The 21365-nt window shown below is 72.7% G+C and carries 22 protein-coding genes and 1 riboswitch; of the genes, 13 read left to right on the top strand and 9 right to left on the bottom strand.

Features of this window, described 5'->3' with window-relative positions:
- The first annotated feature begins 309 nt into the window (after positions 1 to 309).
- Entirely contained in the window at positions 310 to 453 is a 144-nt protein-coding gene (locus tag ACXJKA_RS18455) for a hypothetical protein (protein WP_456826653.1), read from the top strand.
- Positions 454 to 628: 175 nt separating this feature from the next.
- Here ACXJKA_RS18455 and nadD read toward each other — a convergent pair whose 3' ends face one another.
- The 3 genes from nadD to ACXJKA_RS18470 are packed head-to-tail and all read right to left on the bottom strand — an operon-like array spanning position 629 to position 2781.
- A complete protein-coding gene (nadD, locus tag ACXJKA_RS18460; RefSeq protein WP_456826654.1) occupies positions 629 to 1234 on the bottom strand; it encodes a nicotinate-nucleotide adenylyltransferase in 606 nt (201 codons plus the stop codon).
- Between the two features lie 26 nt (positions 1235 to 1260).
- Positions 1261 to 1416: a hypothetical protein gene (locus tag ACXJKA_RS18465; RefSeq protein ID WP_456826655.1), complete on the bottom strand. Its 156-nt coding sequence runs from the start codon at positions 1414 to 1416 to the stop codon at positions 1261 to 1263.
- Between the two features lie 54 nt (positions 1417 to 1470).
- Complete coding sequence (locus ACXJKA_RS18470) at positions 1471 to 2781, bottom strand: glutamate-5-semialdehyde dehydrogenase (protein WP_456826656.1); 1311 nt, start codon at positions 2779 to 2781, stop codon at positions 1471 to 1473.
- Positions 2782 to 3138: 357 nt separating this feature from the next.
- Here ACXJKA_RS18470 and ACXJKA_RS18475 point away from each other — a divergent pair, with 357 nt between their 5' ends.
- The 9 genes from ACXJKA_RS18475 to ACXJKA_RS18515 all read left to right on the top strand — a co-directional run bounded on the left by ACXJKA_RS18475 (position 3139) and on the right by ACXJKA_RS18515 (position 11561).
- Positions 3139 to 4497: an MFS transporter gene (locus tag ACXJKA_RS18475; RefSeq protein WP_456826657.1), complete on the top strand. Its 1359-nt coding sequence runs from the start codon at positions 3139 to 3141 to the stop codon at positions 4495 to 4497.
- Positions 4498 to 4576: 79 nt separating this feature from the next.
- Positions 4577 to 5416 carry a 5-dehydro-4-deoxy-D-glucuronate isomerase gene (gene kduI, locus ACXJKA_RS18480; protein ID WP_456826658.1) on the top strand — a complete coding sequence of 280 codons (840 nt, stop codon included), beginning with the start codon at positions 4577 to 4579 and terminating at the stop codon, positions 5414 to 5416.
- A 10-nt stretch (positions 5417 to 5426) separates the two neighbouring features.
- Entirely contained in the window at positions 5427 to 6188 is a 762-nt protein-coding gene (locus ACXJKA_RS18485; protein WP_456826659.1) for an IclR family transcriptional regulator, read from the top strand.
- A gap of 42 nt (positions 6189 to 6230) precedes the next feature.
- A complete protein-coding gene (locus tag ACXJKA_RS18490) occupies positions 6231 to 7007 on the top strand; it encodes an SDR family oxidoreductase (RefSeq protein ID WP_456826660.1) in 777 nt (258 codons plus the stop codon).
- Positions 7004 to 7987: a C-terminal binding protein gene (locus ACXJKA_RS18495; protein ID WP_456826661.1), complete on the top strand. Its 984-nt coding sequence runs from the start codon at positions 7004 to 7006 to the stop codon at positions 7985 to 7987. The genes ACXJKA_RS18490 and ACXJKA_RS18495 overlap by 4 nt, the downstream gene beginning before the upstream one ends.
- Positions 7984 to 9021, top strand: a complete 1038-nt coding sequence (locus ACXJKA_RS18500; RefSeq protein ID WP_456826662.1) for a zinc-dependent alcohol dehydrogenase — start codon at positions 7984 to 7986, stop codon at positions 9019 to 9021. Before ACXJKA_RS18495 ends, ACXJKA_RS18500 begins: the two co-directional genes overlap by 4 nt.
- A complete protein-coding gene (locus ACXJKA_RS18505; protein WP_456826663.1) occupies positions 9018 to 9773 on the top strand; it encodes an SDR family oxidoreductase in 756 nt (251 codons plus the stop codon). The genes ACXJKA_RS18500 and ACXJKA_RS18505 overlap by 4 nt, the downstream gene beginning before the upstream one ends.
- Before the next feature lie 44 nt (positions 9774 to 9817).
- On the top strand, positions 9818 to 10465 hold the full coding sequence (gene eda, locus ACXJKA_RS18510; protein ID WP_456826664.1) for a bifunctional 4-hydroxy-2-oxoglutarate aldolase/2-dehydro-3-deoxy-phosphogluconate aldolase: 648 nt from the start codon (positions 9818 to 9820) through the stop codon (positions 10463 to 10465).
- A complete protein-coding gene (locus ACXJKA_RS18515) occupies positions 10458 to 11561 on the top strand; it encodes a sugar kinase (RefSeq protein WP_456826665.1) in 1104 nt (367 codons plus the stop codon). Before eda ends, ACXJKA_RS18515 begins: the two co-directional genes overlap by 8 nt.
- Before the next feature lie 5 nt (positions 11562 to 11566).
- On the opposite strand, the gene ACXJKA_RS18520 is transcribed toward ACXJKA_RS18515, so the two are convergent.
- Genes ACXJKA_RS18520 through ACXJKA_RS18545 form a run of 6 tightly spaced genes read right to left on the bottom strand, consistent with a single transcriptional unit; the run spans position 11567 to position 17441 of the window.
- Positions 11567 to 12709, bottom strand: coding sequence for an LLM class flavin-dependent oxidoreductase (locus tag ACXJKA_RS18520; RefSeq protein ID WP_456826666.1), 1143 nt, complete (start codon positions 12707 to 12709; stop codon positions 11567 to 11569).
- Position 12710: 1 nt separating this feature from the next.
- Complete coding sequence (locus ACXJKA_RS18525) at positions 12711 to 13817, bottom strand: LLM class flavin-dependent oxidoreductase (RefSeq protein WP_456826667.1); 1107 nt, start codon at positions 13815 to 13817, stop codon at positions 12711 to 12713.
- Positions 13814 to 14830, bottom strand: a complete 1017-nt coding sequence (locus ACXJKA_RS18530) for a GNAT family N-acetyltransferase (protein ID WP_456826668.1) — start codon at positions 14828 to 14830, stop codon at positions 13814 to 13816. Before ACXJKA_RS18530 ends, ACXJKA_RS18525 begins: the two co-directional genes overlap by 4 nt.
- A complete protein-coding gene (locus tag ACXJKA_RS18535) occupies positions 14827 to 16173 on the bottom strand; it encodes a M20 family metallopeptidase (RefSeq protein ID WP_456826669.1) in 1347 nt (448 codons plus the stop codon). Before ACXJKA_RS18535 ends, ACXJKA_RS18530 begins: the two co-directional genes overlap by 4 nt.
- Positions 16170 to 16583 carry a rhodanese-like domain-containing protein gene (locus ACXJKA_RS18540; protein ID WP_456826670.1) on the bottom strand — a complete coding sequence of 138 codons (414 nt, stop codon included), beginning with the start codon at positions 16581 to 16583 and terminating at the stop codon, positions 16170 to 16172. Before ACXJKA_RS18540 ends, ACXJKA_RS18535 begins: the two co-directional genes overlap by 4 nt.
- Before the next feature lie 36 nt (positions 16584 to 16619).
- On the bottom strand, positions 16620 to 17441 hold the full coding sequence (locus tag ACXJKA_RS18545) for a nitroreductase family protein (RefSeq protein WP_456826671.1): 822 nt from the start codon (positions 17439 to 17441) through the stop codon (positions 16620 to 16622).
- Between the two features lie 144 nt (positions 17442 to 17585).
- A riboswitch (SAM riboswitch) is annotated at positions 17586 to 17693 on the top strand.
- A 58-nt stretch (positions 17694 to 17751) separates the two neighbouring features.
- Here ACXJKA_RS18545 and ACXJKA_RS18550 point away from each other — a divergent pair.
- Genes ACXJKA_RS18550 through ACXJKA_RS18560 form a run of 3 tightly spaced genes read left to right on the top strand, consistent with a single transcriptional unit; the run spans position 17752 to position 21327 of the window.
- Positions 17752 to 18765, top strand: coding sequence for an ABC transporter permease (locus ACXJKA_RS18550; protein WP_456826672.1), 1014 nt, complete (start codon positions 17752 to 17754; stop codon positions 18763 to 18765).
- A gap of 1 nt (position 18766) precedes the next feature.
- A complete protein-coding gene (locus ACXJKA_RS18555; protein ID WP_456826673.1) occupies positions 18767 to 19699 on the top strand; it encodes an ABC transporter permease in 933 nt (310 codons plus the stop codon).
- Positions 19696 to 21327 (top strand): dipeptide ABC transporter ATP-binding protein, encoded by a 1632-nt coding sequence (locus tag ACXJKA_RS18560; protein ID WP_456826674.1) that lies wholly within the window; start codon positions 19696 to 19698, stop codon positions 21325 to 21327. Before ACXJKA_RS18555 ends, ACXJKA_RS18560 begins: the two co-directional genes overlap by 4 nt.
- The last annotated feature ends 38 nt before the right edge of the window (positions 21328 to 21365 follow it).

Below are 21365 nucleotides of genomic sequence, written 5' to 3' on the forward strand. Positions count from 1 at the left end.
GGGCCGCGCTGACCCCACTGAGCCGGGAGCCCGGGGGGCTGTKCGCCGGAGACGGGTCGGGAGGTGGCGGGTGCGGGCGGAGGCGTACCTGCCGGCCGGGGGGTCGTCGGGCCGGCGGCCGCGGGTCGAGAGGCGGTCGGGTCGACCGCTGACGGACGGGGTGCGGCCTGCGGGTCCGGGCGGGAGGCGGCGGGAGCGGTCGTCGTCGGACGCGCGGGGACGGGAGCCGCCGACGGCGTCGCGGGGCGACCCGGCGCGGCCGCGGGAGCCGGGGCCGACCACGGGGGCGGGCCCGAGGTCGGCGCCGCGGTGGGCGAAGGTCGTGCGCTGGTGGGGTCGAGCGCGGTGTCCCGGATCGCCCGGCGGGACCGGGTGTCGGTCGACGGCGAGGCGGCTGCCGGGGCGGACGAGGCGGTGGTGCCGTGGGCCGGCGTCGCGTCGGCGGCGCCCTGACCACGCATGGCACGGCGCGAGACCGGGGCGGCGCCCGTCACGTTCGTGGTGTCCGGAGCCGGGGTCGCCTGAGCAGCCGCGGGCGCGGCGTCGGGTGCGGGTGCGACACCCGTGACGTCACCCGTCTCGGGGTTGCGATGGAGCTCGCGGCGGCGGCGCCGCTCTCCGGGTTCACTCATGACTGACCTCGATACAACCTGTGCTTGGCGATGTACTGAACGACCCCGTCGGGGACGAGGTACCAGACCGGCTGCCCGGCGCTCTCACGTGCGCGGACGTCGGTCGAGGAGATCGCCAGGGCGGGGACCTCCAGGACGTGGACGCGATCGCCGGGGAGCCCGTCGACCGACAGCGTGTGCCCGGGGCGGGTGACCGCCACGAACTGCGCCATCGAGAAGAGCTCGTCCGCATCCTTCCACGTCAGGATCTGCGTGATGGCGTCCGCGCCTGTGATGAAGAACAGTTCGGCGTCCGGACGTGCCGTCTTGAGGTCGCGGAGGGTATCCACGGTGTACGTCACACCGGAGCGGTCCACATCCACCCGGCTGACCGTGAACCGCGGGTTCGACGCCGTTGCGATGACGGTCATCAGGTAGCGGTGCTCGGCGAGCGTGACGTCCTGGTCGAGCTTGAACGTCGGCTGGCCGGTGGGCACGAAGACGACCTCGTCGAGGTCGAACCGCGCCGCGACCTCGCTCGCGGCGACCAGGTGACCGTGGTGGACGGGATCGAACGTGCCGCCCATGACCCCGAGCCGGGGTCTGCGTGGCGGCTCCGTCATCGATCCGGTCCCTCCGACTACCTCGGTCAGTGGCGCGTCCCCACGCTGCGGAAGGCGTACGTGATGAGCAGCATCGCCGTGAGTCCGACGAATGCTCCGACGCCGAACACGATCGGCGGGAACGGCAGCTCGCGGGCGTGCTCGGCGCCCTCGGCAGCGGCGGCGATCAGGGCAGCGTGCACGTCATTCCTCCAGGGGTGGTGAGAGCCAACAGTGTCGCACGGTGGGCTGTGCGTTCACGGCCGGACGTGCCCGTCGCCGTGCACGATCCACTTGGTCGTGGTGAGCTCCCCGAGGCCCATCGGCCCCCGGGCGTGCAGCTTCTGGGTGGAGATGCCGATCTCGGCGCCGAGGCCCAGCTGACCGCCGTCCGTGAACCGCGTCGAGGCGTTCACCATGACCGCGGCGGAGTCGACCTCGGCGACGAACCGCTCCGAGGATCCCAGGTCCCGCGTGATGATCGCCTCGGTGTGCCCGGAGCTCCACTCGCGGATGTGGTCGAGGGCCTCGTCCAGGGAGTCGACCACCCGGACGGCGATGTCGAGGGACAGGTACTCGGTGGCCCAGTCGACGTCGGTGGCCGGCACGCAGTCGGCCTCCTCCGGGGCGAGCGCGAGCGTCGCCTCGTCGCCGTGCACCGTGACGCCCTCGTCGGCCAGCATCGCGATGGCCACCGGCAGGAACTCGTCGGCGACCGCCTGGTGCACCAGCAGCGTCTCGGCCGCGTTGCAGACGCCGACCCGCTGCGTCTTGGAGTTGAGCAGGATCGGGATGGCGACGGCCAGGTCCGCGGTCTCGTCGACGTAGATGTGCACGTTGCCCACGCCGGTCTCGACCACCGGCACGGTGGACTCGCGCACGACCGTCCGGATGAGGTCCGCTCCCCCGCGCGGCACCAGGACGTCGACCAGGCCACGCGCGTGCATCAGAGCGACGGCCCCCTCGCGGCCCCACGCGTCGATCGACTGCACGAGCGCTCCCGGGAGCCCCAAGGAGACCAGCGCCCGGGACAGGATCCCGACGATCACCTCGTTGCTGGCGGCCGCGGCGGACCCACCGCGCAGGATCACGGCGTTGCCGCTCTTGAGGGCGAGCCCGGCGGCGTCGACGGTGACGTTCGGGCGCGCTTCGTAGATCATGCCCACGACGCCCATCGGCACGCGGACCTGACGCATCCGCAGCCCGTTCGGCAGCGTCGAGCCGCGGACCACCTCACCCACCGGGTCAGGAAGCGCAGCAAGCTCGCGCAGGGCTTCCGCGATCGCGACGACGCGTTCCGGGGTCAGGGCGAGCCGGTCCAGGAGGCCGGGCGACGTGCCCTCAGCCCTGCCTCGCTCGAGGTCGTGGGCGTTGGCGGCGACGATCTCCTCCGTGCCCGCCACCAGCGCGTCAGCCATGGCACGAAGTGCGTCGTCCTTGGTGGCGCGGGTGGCCGCAGCGAGCGTCCGGGACGCGACCTTGGCGCGCTGGGCGATCGCCCGGACCTGCGCGGTCACGTCCGCCACCTCGGCTGTCGTCTGCACAGGCTGGTCGAGCGATGTGGTCATCGCACCAGGGTAGTCCCGGCTCCCGGGGCCACTCCGCGCCCCGCTCTGGGCGCGGGATTCCGCCGGCCCGGCGGGCGGGACCTTCGACCCATGTACCCGGACCTCTCGGGCACCTAGCCTGTTCCGTAGGACGGAACTGTGTTCCATCTGTGCTAACTTGGTCTCGACGCAGTAGTCCGGGGCCGGTCCAGCGAAGAACCGAACGCCCGAACCTCCTCCGAGGAACCCCGGGTCAGCCCGAGCTCACCGAGTGAGCCGAACAAGGAGTACCAGCGTGAGGCGAAACACAGCCGTTTCGATCTGCCGGACAGCGGGCACCGTGCACGCACTGAACGACTCCACCGGCGCGGGTGTCCTGTGAGTGGCACCCCCGTGATCCCGGCGACCGTGGCCGCGGATGGCGTCCTGCCCCCCGTCGACCAGAAGAACCTGCGCCGAGCTGCGTGGGCCGGCGGCATCGGCACCGCACTCGAGAACTTCGACTTCACGATCTTCGGCACCGCGTCGGCGATCATCTTCTCCAAGATCTTCTTCTCCGACCTGGACCCGATCTCGGGCATGCTCGCCTCGTTCGGCGTGCTCTTCGTCGGCTTCGGCGCCCGCCCGCTGGGCGGGATGTTCTTCTCGAAGTTCGGCGACCGGCTCGGCCGCAAGTTCGTCATGGTGGCCACGCTGTTCCTGATGGGCACCGCGACGTTCGCGATCGGCCTGCTTCCCACCTACGCAGTCGCCGGCATCTGGTCGCCGATCCTGCTGCTCGCCGCCCGGTTCTTGCAGGGCTTCGGTGCCGGCGCCGAACAGGCCAGCGGCATCGTGCTGCTGACCGAGACGGCACCCAAGGGCAAGCGCGGGCGGTTCTCCTCGCTCGTCTTCGTCGGTGCCGCGGCCGGTGCCGCCATGGGCGCGGTCGTCTGGATCCTCGTGCAGCTCATGCCGGACGCCGCACTCATGTCGTACGGCTGGCGCCTCGTGTTCTTCAGCTCGATCTTCGTCACGATCGCCGCGTACGTCATCCGCCGCAAGGTCAAGGAGTCCCCGGTCTTCGAGGAGCTCAAGGCCGAGGGTGCGATCGAGGCCAAGGTCGTCTCGCCGGTCAGCGACGTGTGGAAGCACGGCAAGAAGGGCCTCTTCCGTGTGTTCTTCATGAACATCGGTGCCAACTCGCACTCGTACATCTTCCAGGTGTTCATCGGCGCCTACCTGATCAACTACCTGGACGTCGACTCCAAGCTGATCCCGAAGTTCCTGCTCATCGGTGCGCTGTGCGCCTGCGTCTCCGCCGTCGTGTTCGGCATCCTGGGCGACAAGTTCGGCCGCAGGCGCATGTACCTCATCGTCACCGGGTTCCTCATGGCGTTCGCCATCCCGGCGTTCCTGATCCTGAACACCGGCAACCTGGTGCTGATCTGCCTGGTGATCGTCGTCGGCTTCATGGTCGCCTCGCAGGGCACCGTCGGTGTCCAGGCGGCCTACTTCCCGGAGCTGTTCGGGTCCCGGTACCGGTACGCCGGCGTCGCCCTCGGGCGCGAGTTCTCCTCCGTCTTCGGCGGCGGCCTCGCACCGTTCATCTGCGCCGCGCTCGTCACGTGGGCCAGCGGGTCCTGGTGGCCGGTCGCGATCTACATGGTCGTCATCATGGGCATCACGTTCGGCACCACCCTGTTCGCCCCGGAGACGGTCGACCGCGACCTGCTCTCCGAGGAGGACGCGAAGTAGCACCCCCGCCGGTGCGTACCGGGTGGGAGGTCGACTCCTCCCACCCGGCGCGCACCCCCTCTCGAGCACCGAGGACATCATGGAACAGCGTTACGCCACGAGCCCCGAGCACATCCCCGGGATGGACACCGCCGAGCTCCGCCGGCGCTACCTGGTCCCCGACCTCTTCGTGGCCGGTGAGGTCAGCGCGGTCTACACCCACCACGACCGCGTCGTGCTCGCGGGCATCAGCCCCGTCGACGGCGAGCTCGAGCTGGGCACCTTCCCGGAGATCCGCAGCGACTTCTTCTTCGAGCACCGCGAGGCGGGCATCGTCAACATCGGTGGCACAGGGACGGTCACCGTGGACGGCGCCGTGCACGTGCTGACCAAGGGCTCCTGCCTGTACGTCGGACGGGGCGCGCGGACGGTCACCTTCGCCGCGACCGACCCGGCGGGCGACCAGGGTGCCGCGACCTTCTACCTGATCTCCGCCCCCGCCCACACGGCGTACCCGACCACCCTGGTCGAGGCCGGCCAGGGCAACCGGCGCGAGCTCGGCGACCCGCTGACCTCGAACCGCCGCACGCTCAACCAGTACATCCACGAGAACGGCGTGCGCAGCTGCCAGGTAGTCATGGGGGTGACGCAGCTGCACCCCGGCAGCATGTGGAACACCCTCCCCGCGCACACGCACGACCGCCGGACCGAGTGCTACCTCTACTTCGACCTCCCCGCGGACGCCCGCGTGGTCCACCTCCTGGGCGAGCCCACCGAGACCCGGCACCTCGTGGTCGGCAACCGTGAGGCGATCATCTCCCCCAGCTGGTCCGTGCACTCCGGGGTCGGCTCCGCGAGCTACTCGTTCGTCTGGGCCATGGCCGGGGAGAACCAGTCGTTCGACGACATGGATGGCTTCGCCATCGCGGACATGCGCTGAGGAGCAGCTGATGCAGACGACAGGAAGTGCCGACATCGGTGCGAGCGCGAAGACGCTGCTCGTGCTGGAGGCCGCGCTGACGCACTCGCGGTTCACCGAGGTGGTGGCCGCCACCGGGTTGGCGAAGGCCACCACGCACCGGATCCTGTCCACCCTGGTGGAGCGCCAGTTCGTCGCCCTGGCGGCGGACGGCAGCTACCTGCCCGGCCCGAAGATCCTGGCGTTGGCCGGGAGGGCCCTCGCACGCATCGACATCTCGGCGATCGCCCGTCCGTTCGTCGACGACCTCGTCGCAGCCTCGCGCTGCACCGTCCACCTCGGTGCCGTGAACGGCGACGAGATCGTCTACCTGATCCGAGCCGACTCCGACCGGCCGTACGTCATGCCGTCGCGGGTCGGCCTGTCGGTCCCGATGCACTGCACCGGTGTCGGCAAGGTCGCGCTGGCCGACCGCTCAGACGACGATCTGGCCCGGTTCGTCGCCCGCGCCGGACTGGCACCCCGGACCGAGCACACGATCACCACGCTCGAGGGCCTGCGCGCCGAGATCGACGACGTCCGTCGCCTGGGCTACGCGATGGACCGCGAGGAGAACGTGCCCGGTCTCGCGTGCGTCGCCGCCCCGGTGCGCGACCACACGGGGACCGTCGCCTACGGCGTGAGCATCTCGACGCTGCTGATCCAGCACTCGTTGGAGCAGATCGAGGCCATGTCGACGATGGTCACCGCCACAGCCGCAGCCCTGTCCACCGCACTCGGTCATCACGCCTGACCCGCAGCACCCCATGTGTCACCACTCAAGGAGCGAGACCTCATGACGATCGTCAGCTACACGGAGAGCCTGTTCAGCCTCGAGGGCAAGCTCGCCGTCGTCACCGGTGCGAGCCAGGGCATCGGCCTGGCGATCGCCGAGTCGCTGGCGCGCGCCGGCGCCGACATCATCGCGGTCAGCTACGACATGCCGCAGGGCGACAGCGAGGCACGTCGGACCGTCGAGGCCGTCGGCCGCAAGTTCACGCCTCTGCGCGCGGACTTCTCGGTACGCGAGCAGATCACCGAGCTGGCCGCCGAGCTCGCAGGTCGCGGACCCGACATCCTCATCAACAACGGCGGCACCATCCGCCGGGCTCCGGCCGTCGTCCACACCGACGAGGACTTCGACTACGTCGTCGACGTCAACCTGCGCTCGGCGTTCATCCTGTCCCGCGAGGTCGGCAAGTCCATGATCGCCCGCGGCTCCGGCAAGATCGTCAACACCGCGTCGCTGCTCAGCTTCCAGGGTGGCATCAACGTCCCCGGGTACACGTCCTCGAAGTCGGCCGTCGCGGGCCTGACCAAGGCCCTGGCCAACGAGTGGGCGCCCTTGGGCGTGAACGTCAACGCGGTGGCCCCCGGCTACGTCGCCACCGCGAACACCACGGACCTGCGCGCCGACACCGAGCGCAGCCAGGCGATCCTCGACCGGATCCCCGCGGGTCGCTGGGCGCAGGCCGCCGACATCGCCGGAGCGGTCCTGTTCCTCTGCTCGCACGCCGCCGACTACGTCCACGGCATCACCCTTCCCGTCGACGGCGGCTGGCTGGCCCGGTGACCGCCACCCGGATCGTCATCACCGAGTGCGACCACGACTCGTTCGCGGCCGAGCGCGAGATCACGGACGCCGCAGGCGCCGAGCTGGTGCTCACCCAGTCGCGTACGTCCGCCGAGCTGATCGAGAACGCCGCCGACGCCGACGCGGTCCTCGTGCAGTACGCCCGGATCACCGCCGAGGTGATGGACGCGCTGCCCCGTCTTCGCGCCATCGGCCGGTACGGGGTGGGGGTGGACTCGGTCGACGTCGCCGCGGCCACAGCCCGGGGCATCGCCGTGTGCAACGTGCCCGACTACGGCACCGAGTCCGTCTCCGACCACGCGATCGGCCTGACGCTGGCCGCCGCCCGGGGCATCCCCCGCCTCGACCGTGGGCTGCGCGCCGGGTCGTTCGACCTCGCCGCGGTCCGCCCGCTCTTCCAGACCCGCGGCCGTGTCTTCGGCGTCGTCGGCATGGGCAGGATCGGCTCGGCCACGGCCGGCAAGGCGGCGGGGCTCGGGTACGAGGTGATCGGCTACGACACCGCTGCCCCCGTGGGCGCGACGAGCTACCACGGGTTCGCCTCCGTCAGCCTCGACGAGCTGCTGGAGCGCTCGCAGGTCGTCTCGCTGCACACGCCGCTCACCGAGCAGACCCGCGGCATGATCGGCGCCGCACAGCTGGCGCGGATGCGGTCCGACGCCATCCTGGTGAACACCAGCCGCGGCGGCGTCGTCGACGTCGATGCGCTGGTCGAGGCCCTGCGCGCGGGCTCGATCCTCGGCGCGGCGATCGACGTGCACGAGACCGAGCCGCTGCCGGTGGGCCACCCGCTGACCACGTTCGACTCGGTCGTGCTCACGCCGCACCTGGCCTGGTACACGGAGGAGTCCTACGACGAGCTCAAGCGCCGGACGGTCGCCAACGTGATCGAGGTCTGCGCCGGGCGCACCCCCCGCGACATCGTCAACCCCGAGGTCCTGAAAGGCGTCCGAGCATGAGTACAACGATGACCGCGGCCCGCTGGCTGGCGGCCGACACGGTCGATGTCTCGCAGGTCCCGCTCCCCGCCGTGCCCGAGGGCTGGGCGCTGGTCAGGATCGCCTACAACGGCATCTGCGGGACCGACCTGTCGATCCTGCACGGCTCGCACCCCCGGGCAACGGCACCGTTGATCATGGGCCACGAGATGTCCGGCTGGGTCGAGCAGGCCGGGGCGACCGGCCCCGGGGTCGGCACGCTGGTCGTCGTCGAGCCTCTGATCAGCTGCGGCGTGTGCAAGGCGTGCCGCGACGGGCTGACGCACGTGTGCCGCAACCTCGGCCTCTACGGCATCGACGCTCCCGGTGCGATGGCGCAGTACGCCGCGCTCCCGCCCGAGGTGCTGCACGCGGTGCCGGAGGGCGTCGACCCGCGCACGGCGACACTGGCCGAGCCGCTCGCGGTCGCCGTGCACGCCGTCGACCTGTCCGGGATGCAGGCGGGCGACACCGTCGCGATCTACGGCGCTGGGCCTATCGGGGTGCTCACCGCCCTGGTCGCGCGGCACGCCGGTGCGGCTCACGTGGTCATCACCGAGCCGAGCGCCTGGCGCCGCGAGGTCGCCGCCGACCTCGGGTTCACCGTTGTCGCGCCGGACTCGACCATGGTCGCGACGCTGGCCCCGCTGACCGACGGCGAGGGTGCCGACACCACGTTCGACTCCGCCGCGCACCCGTCGGTGGCCGCCGAGCTCGCCGCCGCCACCCGCGTCCGGGGTCGCATCGTCGTCGTCGGCGTGTACAAGAAGCCGACCGCGATCGACCTGCAGGCCGTCTGCTTCAAGGAGCAGTCGGTGGTCGGCGTGCGCGTCTACACCTCGGCGGACGTGACCCGGGCGATCGAGCTGATCGCCACCGGCGTCCTGCCCCTGGAGAAGTTCCCCACCCGGGCGTTCGCGCTCGACGACGTCGCGGCCGCGTTCGACGCCGCGACCACCGGCCAGGACTGTCTCAAGGTCCTGGTGACCCCACTGACGGGAAAGGCTGACGCATGAGCACGCCCTTCGATCTGCACGGCAGGACCGCCGCCGTCACCGGCGGAGGCCGCGGCCTCGGCCTCGGCATCTCGACCGCGCTGCTCGAGGCGGGCGCCGACGTCATCGTCTTCGGGCGCAGCGGCCTGCCGACCGAGCTGAGCGACGTCGCGGCGACGCTCGGCCGACAGGTGCACTTCGCCGAGCTCGACCTGGCCGACCCGGACGCCATCGCGGCGACCGCGGCCCGGGTGCTGGCCGACCACCAGGTCGACATCCTGGTCAACAATGCCGGCACGCAGGACCGCTACCCCGCGGCGGACTTCCCTCTCGACGCCTGGGACCGCGTGATCGACGTGAACCTGCGGGCCGTGTTCCAGCTCTGCCAGCTCTTCGGCCGGCCGATGCTGGAGCGCGGCGAGGGCAAGATCGTCAACCTCGCCTCGCTGCTGAGCTTCCAGGGTGGCCTCACCGTGGCCGCCTACGCCGCGAGCAAGGGTGCCGTCGCGCAGCTCACCAAGGCCCTGTGCAACGAGTGGTCCAGCAAGGGCGTCAACGTCAACGCGGTCGCCCCCGGCTACATGGCCACCGAGATGAACACCGCGCTGCTCGCCGACCCCGTGCGCCTCGAGCAGCTCTCCGTGCGGATCCCCGCCGGTCGCTGGGGGCAGCCGGAGGACATCGGCAACGTCGTCGTCTTCCTCGCCTCCCCCGCATCGTCGTACGTGCACGGCCATGTCCTCGCCGTCGACGGCGGCTGGCTGGCCCGCTGAGATCCGCCGCTCGACCCCCTCTACCTAGCGAAACGAGCTCACTCATGGATGTCCTTGCTGCTCTGCGCCACGCGCGTCTCGTGCCCGTCGTCGTGCTCGACGACGCGGCCGATGCCGATGCTCTTGCCGGTGCCCTGGTTGCCGGCGGCCTTCCGGTCGCCGAGGTCACCTTCCGCACCGCGGCGGCCGAGAAGTCGATCCGGGCGATGGCGAGCCGGGGCGACATCCTCGTGGGTGCCGGCACGGTGCTGACCGTCGAGCAGGTCGACGTGGCCGTGGCCGCCGGGGCGAGCTACATCGTCTCCCCCGGACTGAGCCGCGCCGTCGTCGAGCGCTGCCAGGAGCTGGGCGTGCTCGCGCTACCCGGCGCGGTCACCGCGACCGAGGTGCAGGCGGCGCTCGAGCTCGGCCTGACGACCGTGAAGTTCTTCCCCGCCGGCACCTCCGGCGGCGCCCCGGCGATCAAGGCCCTCGCGGCACCGTTCGGCCACGTCTCCTTCGTGCCCACCGGCGGAGTAGGCCCGAAGAACCTCGGCGAGTACCTCGCCCTGCCGAGCGTGGCCGCCGTCGGCGGCTCATGGATGTGCCCGCGCGACCTCGTGGTGGCGGGCGACTTCGCCGCCATCACCGCGCTCACGGTCGAAGCCGTCGCGCTCGCCGCGTCCCACACGAAGGAGAACGCGCATGTCTGATCTGGTGATCCGTCCCGCTGCCGAGTGCCGTTTTGACGTCGTGTCTCTCGGTGAGGTGATGTTGCGACTGGACCCGGGTGAGGGCCGGATCCGTACCGCGCGCTCGTTCCGCGCGTGGGAGGGCGGCGGGGAGTACAACGTCGCGCGGGGCTTGCGTCGGGCGTTCGGGTTGCGCGGCGCGATCGTGACCGCGTTGGCGGACAACGAGATCGGGCGACTGGTCGAGGACCTGATCCTGACCGGCGGCCTGGACACCTCGTTCATCACCTGGGTGCCGTACGACGGGATCGGGCGGGGGGTACGCAACGGGTTGAACTTCACCGAGCGCGGCTTCGGCGTGCGGGGCGCGGTCGGGGTCTCGGACCGGGGCAACACCGCGGTCTCCCAGATGAAGCCCGGGGATGTGGACTTCGACCACCTCTTCGGTGAGCTCGGGGTCCGCTGGCTGCACACCGGGGGCATCTTCGCGGCGCTGAGCGAGTCCGCGGCCGACACGGTCCTGGAAGCGGTCACCGTGGCCAAGAAGTACGGCACGGTCGTCTCCTACGACCTGAACTACCGCCCGTCCCTGTGGAAGGCCATCGGGGGGCTGGGCAAGGCTCAGGAGGTCAACTCCGCGATCGCCCCGTTCATCGACGTGATGATCGGCAACGAGGAGGACTTCACCGCCTCGCTCGGGTTCGAGGTCGAGGGTGGGGACTCCACGCTGGCCGAGCTCGAGGTCGACAAGTTCGCCGCGATGATCACCACGGCGGCCGCCGCCTACCCGAACTTCAAGGTCATCGGCACCACGATGCGGACGGTGCGCTCGGCATCCGTGAACGACTGGGGCGCTCTGGCGTGGTCACCCGCGACGGGGGTCGTGCAGGCCACGCACCGCGAGCGCCTGGAGATCCTGGACCGCGTCGGCGGGGGCGACTCCTTCGCGTCCGGCCTGATCTACGGCCTGCTCGACGGGCAGGACCTGACGACCGCCGTCGAGTATGGCGCCGCCCACGGCGCCCTGGCCATGACCACCCCCGGCGACACCACCATGGTCACCACCGCCGACGTCCTCAAGCTCGCCGGCGGCGGCGGAGCCCGCGTCGACCGCTGACCCCGTCACCGGGCCGTGTGCACCTCCGGGGTCGCCCCGACCTCGACGGCGGACCGAGCGGACCGCGCCGCGACGCCCTCGCGCACCAGCGGGATCACGTGGTCCCCGAACTCGACCGCGTCGGCGACGAGGTCGTAGCCGCGCAGCCCGAAGATCTCGAAGCCGAGGTCGACGTAGTCCAGCAGCGCGTCGGCCACGGTCCGGTACGAGCCGACCAACGCCGTCGCGCTCGTCGGCAGCCCGCCGGCGCCCGCGACCGTGGGGGTCCACAGCGCCCGGTCGTGCCGCTCCCCCGACGCCGCGAGCTCGGCCAGCCGCAGGTTCGCGGTGTTCTCCGGCAGCTTGCCCGGCTCGCGGGGTGCCTCCGTGAGGGTTCGCACGGTGCGCGGTGCCGCCAGCTGGTCGATCCGGGCGCGGATCGCGTGCGCCTTGGCCCAGGCCTCGTCGTCGGTGGGCGCGACGATCGGCCGGAACGCGATCTGCAGCCGCGGGGTCGACCGTCCGGCCTCGGCCGCGAGCTCGCTCAGGAGCGCCACCTGGTCGGCCGTTGCGGCGAGGGGCTCGCCGAAGAACGCGAACACGTCGGCCACCCGTGCCCCGACCTCCAGCGCCCGTCGCGACGCCCCGCCGGCGGAGAGGCCCGGACGCTGCGCCGAGCGCGCTCGCAGGACGAACTCTTCGGTGCGGAAGTACGGCCCGACGTGCGTGAACGGCTCCGTCGAGGTCCACGAGCGCAGCAGCACGTCCGCGTACTCCCCCAGCCGGTCGTAACGCGCGTCCTTGTCCAGGTCATCGCCCTCGGCCCGCTGGTCGCTGGTCAGCCCGCCGGCGATGAGGTGCACGCTGACCCGGCCCCCGGACGCCGCGTCGAGCGTCGCGAACGTCTTGGCCGCGAAGGTGGGCGCGGAGACGTTGGGCCGGTGCGCCACCCGCAGCCGGATCCGGTCGGTGTGCGCCGCGGCCCACGCGGCGGCCTGCGCCGGGTCGGGCCCGTCGGAGGCGTACGGGAACAGGACGTGGTCCCAGCCGTGCTGCTCGTGCGCCCGGACGATCTCCCGCGTGTAGCCCGGGTCCCAGACGGGTCCGACGAGCGGCGTGGTCTCGGTCGACGGGTTGCCGTAGCCGGCGCCGAGGAACTCGACCGGCACGTCAGACCGCCACCAGCCGGTCGAGGCCGCGCGCGCGGCCGGCGTCCTGGGGCCCCCAGAGCGTGGTCGACACCTCGGCCCGGACCAGCGGCACGACCTCCTCGGCGAACCGGCGCAGGACGTCCTGCTGCTGCTCGTACGGGAGCACGGGGTTCAGCGAGACGGACTGCAGGTCGTGGCCGTAGGAGCGGTGGTAGTCGAGGATCTTCTCCGCGACGCGCTCTGGGGAGCCGACGAGGGCGGGGCCTCGCTCGACCGCGTCCTCGATGTGCGTGAACGACGACACCTTGCCGGGCCGCGTCTCGCCCACGTGCCGGGCGGCCATCCGTGCGGCGAAGCCCTCGTACACCGCGCGGTACTCCTCGGTGGCCTGCTCGGTGGTGTCGGCCAGGAACAGGCCGCCCGAGCCGGAGCCCACGTAGCCGACGGACGGGTCGAAGCCGTGGACCTCCAGCTGCTCGCGGTACCGGTCGATGAGCACCTTGTAGTTCTCGCGCGGCTGCAGCGCGTTGGCGGAGACGATCGGGTCGCCGTGGCGTGCGGCGAGGTCGACCGAGATCGTGCTCGTCGCCGAGCCGTGCCAGATGCGGAACGGGCCGTCGTACGGGCGCGGCAGGGTGGTCGCGTCCGCCAACGGAGCGTGGAACCGGCCCTCCCAGTCGACGTGCTCCTCGCTGAGCAGGCGCCGCAGCAGCGCGTAGTTCTCCTCGAGGTAGTCGTACTGGTGGGCCAGCTCGAGGCCGAACAGCGGGAAGTGCTTGTCCTCGTTGCCCTTGCCGATGACGATCTCCAGCCGCCCGCGGGACAGCACGTCGATGGTCGCGTAGTCCTCGGCCACCCGGACGGGGTCGAGCAGGCTGAGCACGGTGACGCCGGTGCTCAGCAGGATGCGGTCGGTGGCCTGCGCGAGCGCGCCGAGCAGGACCGTGGGCGACGACGACAGGAAGTCGCCGGCGTGCCGCTCCCCCACCGCGAACGCGTCGATGCCGAGCTCCTCGGCCAGCACGGCGGTCTCGACGACGCGCTCCAGGCGCGTGGACGGGTCGAGCAGCTCGCCCGTGACCGGGTGCGGGCCGTGGGGGACGATGTCGAGGACCTGGAACTTCACGAGAGTGCTCCTTCTGGATGCGGGATGGTGTCGTAGCCGAAGGCCAGCAGGGTGCCGCCGTGGACCACGCGGGTCTCGCGCTCGGTCAGGCGGACGAAGCCGAGCCGCTGGTACAGGGCGTGGGCGCCGGTCATCTGCGGGCCGGAGTTCATGACGACGCGGTCGAGATCCCGCTGCCGCGCGAGCGCGATGACGTGCTCGGTCAGCAGCGCGCCGATCCCGCGCCGGCGGGCAGCCGGGTCGACCGCGAGCAGGCGGAAGTCGAGCTCGCCGTCGCGGCCCAGCTCGGAGATGTGCGCGCCCGGGCGCGGGGTGGCGACCGTGCCCACGAGCTCGCCCGTCGCCAGGTCCTCCGCCACCCACACCTCGTGCTCGCGCGCCCGGGTGGCGACGTCGGCGAGCGAGGCGCGGTAGTCGTCGGGCAGCTCGTAGTCGTGGCCGTACGCGTCGACGGAGAGCTGCGCGACGCGCTCGTACTCGTGCGGCGCGACGAGTCGGACGCGCAGGCCGGTGCGCGCGAGGTCGTAGGTGAACACCGCGAGCCGGCCGACGCCGCTGCGGACGACGACGGTCGCGCGCTCCACGGCACGCTCGAAGCCGAGCCGGTGGTAGAGCCGCTGCGAGGCGACGTTGCGGGGGCCGGTGTCGAGGACGACGGCGCGCACGCCCCACGTCCGCGAGCGCGCGATCGCCTCGGCCACGAGCGCGGCACCGACGCCGCGACCACGGGCCTCCGGGGCGGTGGTGAGGAGCCGGACCTCGGACTCGTCGTCGCGCGCCTGCCGCGTGTAGCCGGTGCCGGGGCGCAGCAGGCTGAGCGTGCCGAGCAGCCGACCGTCCTCGACGGCCACCAGCAGGTCGCCGGCCGACGCCCGCCCGGCCGCGTCGCGCAGCAGGCGCAGGCGCTCCGGGTCGGTGGTCGGGCCGTACGGGCCCGTGGCGAAGCCGCGCTCGGTCAGCTCGGCGACCGCCTCGAGCTCGTCGGGCCGGGCCGTCCGCACCTCGATGCTCACGAGAAGTACCCCTCCACGTCCAGGACGCCCCCGGCGTCCTCGAAGTCCTGCCGCACCGCCGCGCGCAGCTCCGGGTCGGCCAGGTAGTCCAGCGCGGTGAGCGCGAGGCCCACCGCTCCGTCGACCGCGGCCGCGTCTCCGCGCGGGCCGCCGGCCACCTCGGCGAACTCGCGCGTGTGCAGGGCGACGTCCGGGTCGCTGACGGCGATCATCGGGTGGATGCCCGGCAGGCGGACGCTCACGTTCCCGAAGTCGGTCGACGCCGCGAGGATCTCGGGCACCACCCCGCCCGCCAGGACCGTGCGGCCCTGGCCCGCCTGGTGCACCGCCCAGCGCTCCGCGAGCGGCGAGTTCGTCCGGACCGGGAGCGTGAACGGGGCGGCGTCCCACACGAGCTCGGCCGTGGTGCCGGTGGCCAGCGCCGCGCCCTGGGCGATGTCCGCGAGCCTGTGCGACAGGTCCTTGAGGGTCACCGGGCTGGCCGACCGCACGTAGTACTCGACCGTCGCCCGCTCCGGCACGACGCTCGGCCGGGTCCCGCCCTCGTGGACCACGCCGTGCACGCGGTCGCTCGGCGGGATGTGCTGGCGCAGCATCGCGACGGCCTGGTAGTTGAGGACCGCGGCATCCAGTGCGTTGCGACCCATGAACGGGCTCGCCGACGCGTGGGCGGCGACCCCGTGGTAGGTCACGCGCAGCTGCCGACGGCCCAGGAACGGGTGGTCCACAACGTCGTACCCGAACGGGTGGACCATGATCGCCGCGTCCACGCCCGCGAAGAACCCGTTGCGCGCCAGGATCTCCTTGCCCGAGCTCCCCTCCTCGGCCGGGGTGCCCAGCAGGAGCACCCGGCCGGGCAGGTCGAGACCGTCCGCGACGGCCTGACGCAGCGCGAGGAACGCCCCGGTGGCCGCCCCCGCGATGAGGTGGTGGCCGCACGCGTGACCGACGCCCGGCAGGGCGTCGTACTCGGCGAGGATCGCGATCGTCGGGCCGGCGTCGGTGCGCACGGCGCCGTCGTCGGGCCCGGCCGACGTCAGGCCGGCCCGCAGCGACGTCGCGAGGCCGTGCGAGCCCACCGTGGCGGGCACGCCGCGGCCGCGCAGCAGGTCCGCGATGGCGGCCACCGAGCGGACCTCGCGGAACGCCTCCTCCGGGTGGGAGTGGATCGCGTGGGCGACCTCGAGCACGTCGCCCTCGCCCGCCTTGGCCGCGGAGCGCACGAGGGCGCGCGACGGCTCGTCGGCGCCCGGGAACGGCGACGTCAGCGGGATGAACGACGCGCGCCGCCGCTCGGTGAGGGCGTGGAGCTCGTCGAGGAACGCGGTGGACGGGATGCTCATCCGACGGGCGCCTCGGCGGGCAGTCCGGCGTCCTTCCACGCGGGGAAGCCGCCTTCGACGTGGACCACGTTGGTGAAGCCCTTGGCCCGCAGCTCCGCGGCGACCGGGCCGGAACCGCGCACGGAGCCGCACACGACGACGATCGGCGTGTCCAGCGCCAGCACGGGGGCGTGCCGGGTGGCCGCCGTCAGGTCGAACTCCTCGTCGATCGCGTAGCGGTCGCCGATCGTGGCGCCCGGGATGGCACCGGTGCGGGACCGGCCGGCCTCGCTGCGCACGTCGACCAGGAACGCGCCGGCGGCCACGCGCTCGGCGGCCTCCGTCGGGCTGACGACGGGCGCCAGCCCCGCGGCCTCCTCGAGGCTCAGGTGCTCCGCGGGCGCGCCGGGGCGGGCGGTGGTGTCGGTCATGGTGATCTCCTGGTGGTGGGGGCGGGACAGAACAGGTCAGCGCAGCGGGAACCCTTGCGCCTCGAGGTGCGACCGCAGCTGGTCGCGGCCGTTCAGCGCGGCGGGCCCGGACAGCCGGGTGAGCACCCGCTCGACCCACGAGTGGGACAGCCCCTCCTCGGCGTAGAAGTCGCCGATGCGGCCCTCGTAGTCGGTGACCGCGTCGGCGTGCTCGGCGTCGTCGTAGGTCTCGTGGTGCAGGACCGCCGCCTGCGGCAGGCGCGGCTTGACCCGGGTGTTCTCGCTGAGGTCGGGCCGGCCGACCACGAGCCCGAACGCGGCGAAGACGTGCTGCGGCAGGTGCAGCAGCTCCGCCACCTGCACGGGACGGTTGCGCAGCGCGCCGATGTACACGGTGCCCAGGCCGAGCGACTCGGCGGCGAGCACCGCGTTCTGCGCCGCGAGGGCGGCGTCCACGAACCCGACGACCGCCGTCTCGAGGTAGGCCGCCCCCTCGGTGGGCGCCTCGTGCGCCGCCGCGATGGCGTGCGCCCGGCCGAGGTCGACGAGCCACACGAGCAGCAGCGGGGCCTGGGTGATGTGGGCCTGGTCGCCCGCGAGCGCCGACAGTGCCGCCCGGCGTTCGTCTTCCCGGACGGCGACGACGCTCCAGAGCTGCAGGTTCGAGCTGGTGGCGGCGGACTGGGCCGCGGCGACGATCGCGGCGAGCTCCGCCTCCGTGACCTCGTCGGGCAGGTAGCGACGCACGGAGCGGTGTGCGAGCTGGAGCTGGATGACGTCCGAGCTGGCGACGTCGGCGGGCGCGGCGCCGCCTCCGTAGCGGGCGGCGACGGTGGACGGGAGGAGATCGACGGGCATGGCGCAGGAGCGTCAAGGTCAGCCCGGTCCATGTCAACGATCGGGAGCCGCTTCTCACATCTCGGATAGCGGGTGGTTTGTCCACCTGGTGAGAAGGCCCGCACGACCGTTGACGGGGACGGACGGCGTGCCTACCTTCGCCGCGGTCTCGAGCCCCGACGACAAGCCCTGGCTGGTCGGGCAGCAACCCTTCATGTGACGGGGTGCTCCAGGTGACTACCCGGCACGGCACCCGCCGTGCAAGCACAGATGCGCCGGACCATCCGGCAGAACGAGGACGATCAATGCGCGCCATCCCCCGGGCAGAGACATGAACCGCTACATCGGAGCCCGCCTCGCGCAGGCGCTCCTGGTGCTCTGGGCCGCCTACACGGTCTCCTTCGTGGTGCTCTACGCGCTGCCGGGCGACCCGGTCTCGCTGATGTACGGCAGCGAGTCGTCCGACGTGTCTCCCGAGCAGCTGGACGCGCTCCGGGCGCAGTACGGGCTCGACCAGCCCCTGCCGGTCCAGTACGTGACGCGGCTCGGCGCCGTCCTGCGCGGCGACCTCGGCACGTCGGTGGTCCTGCACCGCCCGGTGACCGGGCTGATCGCCGAGGCCATCCCGCCCACGGCGGCCATCGCCGTCGCCGCGTTCGTGCTCGCCCTCCTCCTCGGCGGCGGCCTGGCGATCGTGGCGACGCTGGTGCGCAGCCGCGGCCTGTCGAACGCCCTGCTCGGGCTGCCCCCGCTCGGCGTGGCCATCCCGTCGTTCTGGTTCGGCCTGATGCTCGTGCAGTGGTTCTCGTTCGCGAACCCGATCTTCCCCGCGGTCGGCAACAAGGGGTTCGCCTCGATCGTGCTCCCGGCCGTGACGCTCGCCGTGCCGACGGCCGCGCTCATCGCGCAGATGCTCTCGCGGTCCCTGCGGCACAGCCTCGGCCAGCCCTACGTCGACACCGCGCGCGCCAAGGGCGCCGGGGCCACCCGCGTGCACTTCCGGCACGCCCTGCGCAACGCCTCCCTGCCGGCGCTCACGGTGATCGGCCTGGTGATCGGGGAGCTGCTCGCCGGCGCCGTGGTCACCGAGACCGTGTTCTCGCGCGCCGGGATCGGCCGGCTCACCGCCACCTCGGTCAGCGCCCAGGACCTCCCCGTGGTGCAGGGCATCGTCCTGTTCGCCGCCGCGGTCTTCGTGCTGGTCAACCTGGTGGTCGACCTGCTGTACCCGCTGCTGGACCCCCGGATCGCCCGGCGCACGCGGCCGACGAAGGTCGCGGTCCCGGTCGAGGTCGAGGCCGACGACGTCGCGCCGGCCCGCCGGCCCGTGACGGCGGGGGTGTGAGATGACCGACCTCCTGAACGAGAAGCTGGCTCCCGACGACTTCGCCGCCACCTCGCCCGACCGCCTCGCGGACGCCCTGCGCGACCGCCAGGACGCGGCGACGCCGGGTCGGTTCGCCTGGCTGGGCGAGCTCGCCCGCAAGCCCGGGCTGCTGCTCGCGATCGCCTGGCTCGCGCTCCTGCTCGTCGCCGCGTTCGTGCCCCAGCTGCTCGCTCCCGGCGACCCGCTCACCGGCGTGCCCGCCGACAAGCTGCAGCCCCCGTCGGCCGCGCACTGGTTCGGCACCGACCAGCTGGGCCGCGACCTGTACACGCGGGTGGTGCACGGCACGCACCTGACCCTCGAGGCCGCGCTCGTCGCGGTCGGCGTCGGGCTCCTGGTCGGTGCGCTCGTGGGCCTGCTCGCCGGGTTCGTCGGCGGCCTGTTCGACGACGTCGTCATGCGCGCGGTCGACGTGCTCCTGTCGATCCCGGCGCTGCTGCTCTCGCTCGCGCTCATCACCGCGCTCGGCTTCGGCACCGTCAAGGTCGCGATCGCCGTCGGCCTGGCCAGCGTCGCCACCGTCGCGCGCATCATGCGCTCCGAGGTGCTGCGTGTCCGGTCGTCGGTGTACGTCGAGGCCGCGCACGCCGGCGGCAGCCGCTGGTGGTCCGTCCTGTTCCGGCACGTGCTGCCCAACGCGGCGGGTCCGGTGGTGGTCCTGGCCGCCCTGCAGCTCGGGGCCGCGATCCTGGCGGTGTCCGCGCTGAGCTTCCTCGGCTACGGCGCCCCGCCGCCGGCGCCCGAGTGGGGTGCCCTGGTGTCCGGCGGCCGCGACTACCTGCGGACGTCCTGGTGGCTCACCACGCTGCCCGGCCTGACCATCGCCATCAGCGTGCTCGCCGCCGGCCGGATCTCCCGCGCGGTGGACCATCCCGACGGAGGTGCCGCATGAGCGAGCGTCTGCTCACCATCACCGACCTCGCGGTCGCCTACAAGGCCCGCCGCGGCACGGTCCGTGCCGTCCGGGACGTGTCGCTGCACGTCGACGCGGGCGAGACCGTCGCCGTCGTGGGCGAGTCCGGCTCCGGGAAGTCGACCACCGCGGCCGCCGTCGTCCGGCTGCTCGCTCCCGCCGCCGTCATCGACCACGGCAGCATCGACCTGCTGGGGCACGACATGGCCCGCGCCTCGCAGCGCGAGCTGCGCGCGGTCCGCGGACTCCTCGTCGGGCTGGTGCCGCAGGACCCGACCGTGTCGCTCAACCCCGTGACCCGCGTGGGCGAGCAGGTGGCCGAGGTGCTGCGCATCCACGGCCTCGCCGACCGCAAGAACGCCGCGATCGAGGCCGTCGAGGCCCTGCGCCGCGCCGGCCTGAGCAACCCCGAGGTGCGGGCACGCCAGTACCCGCACGAGCTCTCCGGGGGCATGCGGCAGCGCGTGCTCATCGCCATCGCGCTCGCGGCCCAGCCGCGCCTGCTGGTGGCCGACGAGCCGACCAGCGCCCTCGACGTGACGGTGCAGCGCCAGATCCTCGACCACATCGAGCAGCTGACCATCGGCACCGGCACGGGCGTGCTGCTCATCACGCACGACCTCGGCGTGGCGGCGGACCGCGCGGACCGGATCGTCGTCATGTCGCAGGGCCGCGTGGTCGAGCAGGGCACGCCCGACCAGGTCCTCGGCTCGCCCAGCGACCCGTACACGCGCGCGCTGCTCGCCGCGGCACCCAGCCTGCGCGGCGCGCGCACCATCGCCGCGCCGGTCCCGCCGACCGCCGTCCCCGCGCTCGAGGTCCGCAACCTCACCAAGGAGTTCGCGCTCCCCCGGTCCGCCGGGGGCGGCACGCTGCGGGCGGTCGACGACGTGTCGTTCGTCCTGCCGCGGGGCCGCACCCTGGCGCTCGTCGGGGAGTCGGGCTCCGGGAAGTCCACGACCGCACGGCTCGCCCTCCGGCTGGTCAACCCCACCTCGGGGTCGGTCCTGGTGGACGGGGCCGACGTCACGCACACGCACGGGTCGGCGCTGCGCCTGCTGCGCAGGCGGATGCAGGTCGTCTACCAGAACCCGTACGCGTCGCTCGACCCGCGGTACACGGTCGAGCGGATCATCGCCGAACCGCTGCAGGCGTTCGGCGTCGGGTCCCGCTCCGAGCGCGCTGCCCGGGCGGCCGAGCTGCTCGACGTCGTCGCTCTGCCCCGGACCGTGCTGCACCGGCGTCCCGCGGAGCTGTCCGGCGGGCAGCGCCAGCGCGTGGCCATCGCCCGCGCCCTGGCGCTCAACCCGGAGCTGGTGGTGCTCGACGAGCCGGTGTCCGCGCTCGACGTGTCCGTCCAGGCGCAGATCCTCGATCTCTTGGCCGACCTGCAGTCCGAGCTCGGGCTCAGCTACCTCTTCATCTCCCACGACCTGGCGGTCGTGCGGCAGGTGGCCCACGAGGTCGCCGTCCTGCAGCACGGACGCGTCGTCGAGCACGGGGAGGTCGAGGCCGTGTTCGCCCACCCCTCGGACCCGTACACGGCCGAGCTGCTCTCCGCGATCCCCGGCGTCCGCGTGCGCACGGGTGAGGGGGGTGCGTCGTGACCTCGTGTCGACGTGACTGAGTTTCCGCACCCCGTCAC

The organism is Cellulomonas sp. P5_E12, from assembly GCF_054049315.1.

Bases quoted from the DNA above. Each gene is read 5' to 3' on its own strand.
- nadD (WP_456826654.1), bottom strand. From the start codon at position 1,234: ATGACGGAGCCGCCACGCAGACCCCGGCTCGGGGTCATGGGCGGCACG.
- ACXJKA_RS18470 (WP_456826656.1), bottom strand. From the start codon at position 2,781: ATGACCACATCGCTCGACCAGCCTGTGCAGACGACAGCCGAGGTGGCG.
- kduI (WP_456826658.1), top strand. From the start codon at position 4,577: ATGGAACAGCGTTACGCCACGAGCCCCGAGCACATCCCCGGGATGGAC.
- ACXJKA_RS18485 (WP_456826659.1), top strand. From the start codon at position 5,427: ATGCAGACGACAGGAAGTGCCGACATCGGTGCGAGCGCGAAGACGCTG.
- ACXJKA_RS18490 (WP_456826660.1), top strand. From the start codon at position 6,231: ATGACGATCGTCAGCTACACGGAGAGCCTGTTCAGCCTCGAGGGCAAG.
- ACXJKA_RS18500 (WP_456826662.1), top strand. From the start codon at position 7,984: ATGAGTACAACGATGACCGCGGCCCGCTGGCTGGCGGCCGACACGGTC.
- ACXJKA_RS18505 (WP_456826663.1), top strand. From the start codon at position 9,018: ATGAGCACGCCCTTCGATCTGCACGGCAGGACCGCCGCCGTCACCGGC.
- eda (WP_456826664.1), top strand. From the start codon at position 9,818: ATGGATGTCCTTGCTGCTCTGCGCCACGCGCGTCTCGTGCCCGTCGTC.
- ACXJKA_RS18515 (WP_456826665.1), top strand. From the start codon at position 10,458: ATGTCTGATCTGGTGATCCGTCCCGCTGCCGAGTGCCGTTTTGACGTC.
- ACXJKA_RS18535 (WP_456826669.1), bottom strand. From the start codon at position 16,173: ATGAGCATCCCGTCCACCGCGTTCCTCGACGAGCTCCACGCCCTCACC.
- ACXJKA_RS18540 (WP_456826670.1), bottom strand. From the start codon at position 16,583: ATGACCGACACCACCGCCCGCCCCGGCGCGCCCGCGGAGCACCTGAGC.
- ACXJKA_RS18545 (WP_456826671.1), bottom strand. From the start codon at position 17,441: ATGCCCGTCGATCTCCTCCCGTCCACCGTCGCCGCCCGCTACGGAGGC.
- ACXJKA_RS18550 (WP_456826672.1), top strand. From the start codon at position 17,752: ATGAACCGCTACATCGGAGCCCGCCTCGCGCAGGCGCTCCTGGTGCTC.
- ACXJKA_RS18555 (WP_456826673.1), top strand. From the start codon at position 18,767: ATGACCGACCTCCTGAACGAGAAGCTGGCTCCCGACGACTTCGCCGCC.
- ACXJKA_RS18560 (WP_456826674.1), top strand. From the start codon at position 19,696: ATGAGCGAGCGTCTGCTCACCATCACCGACCTCGCGGTCGCCTACAAG.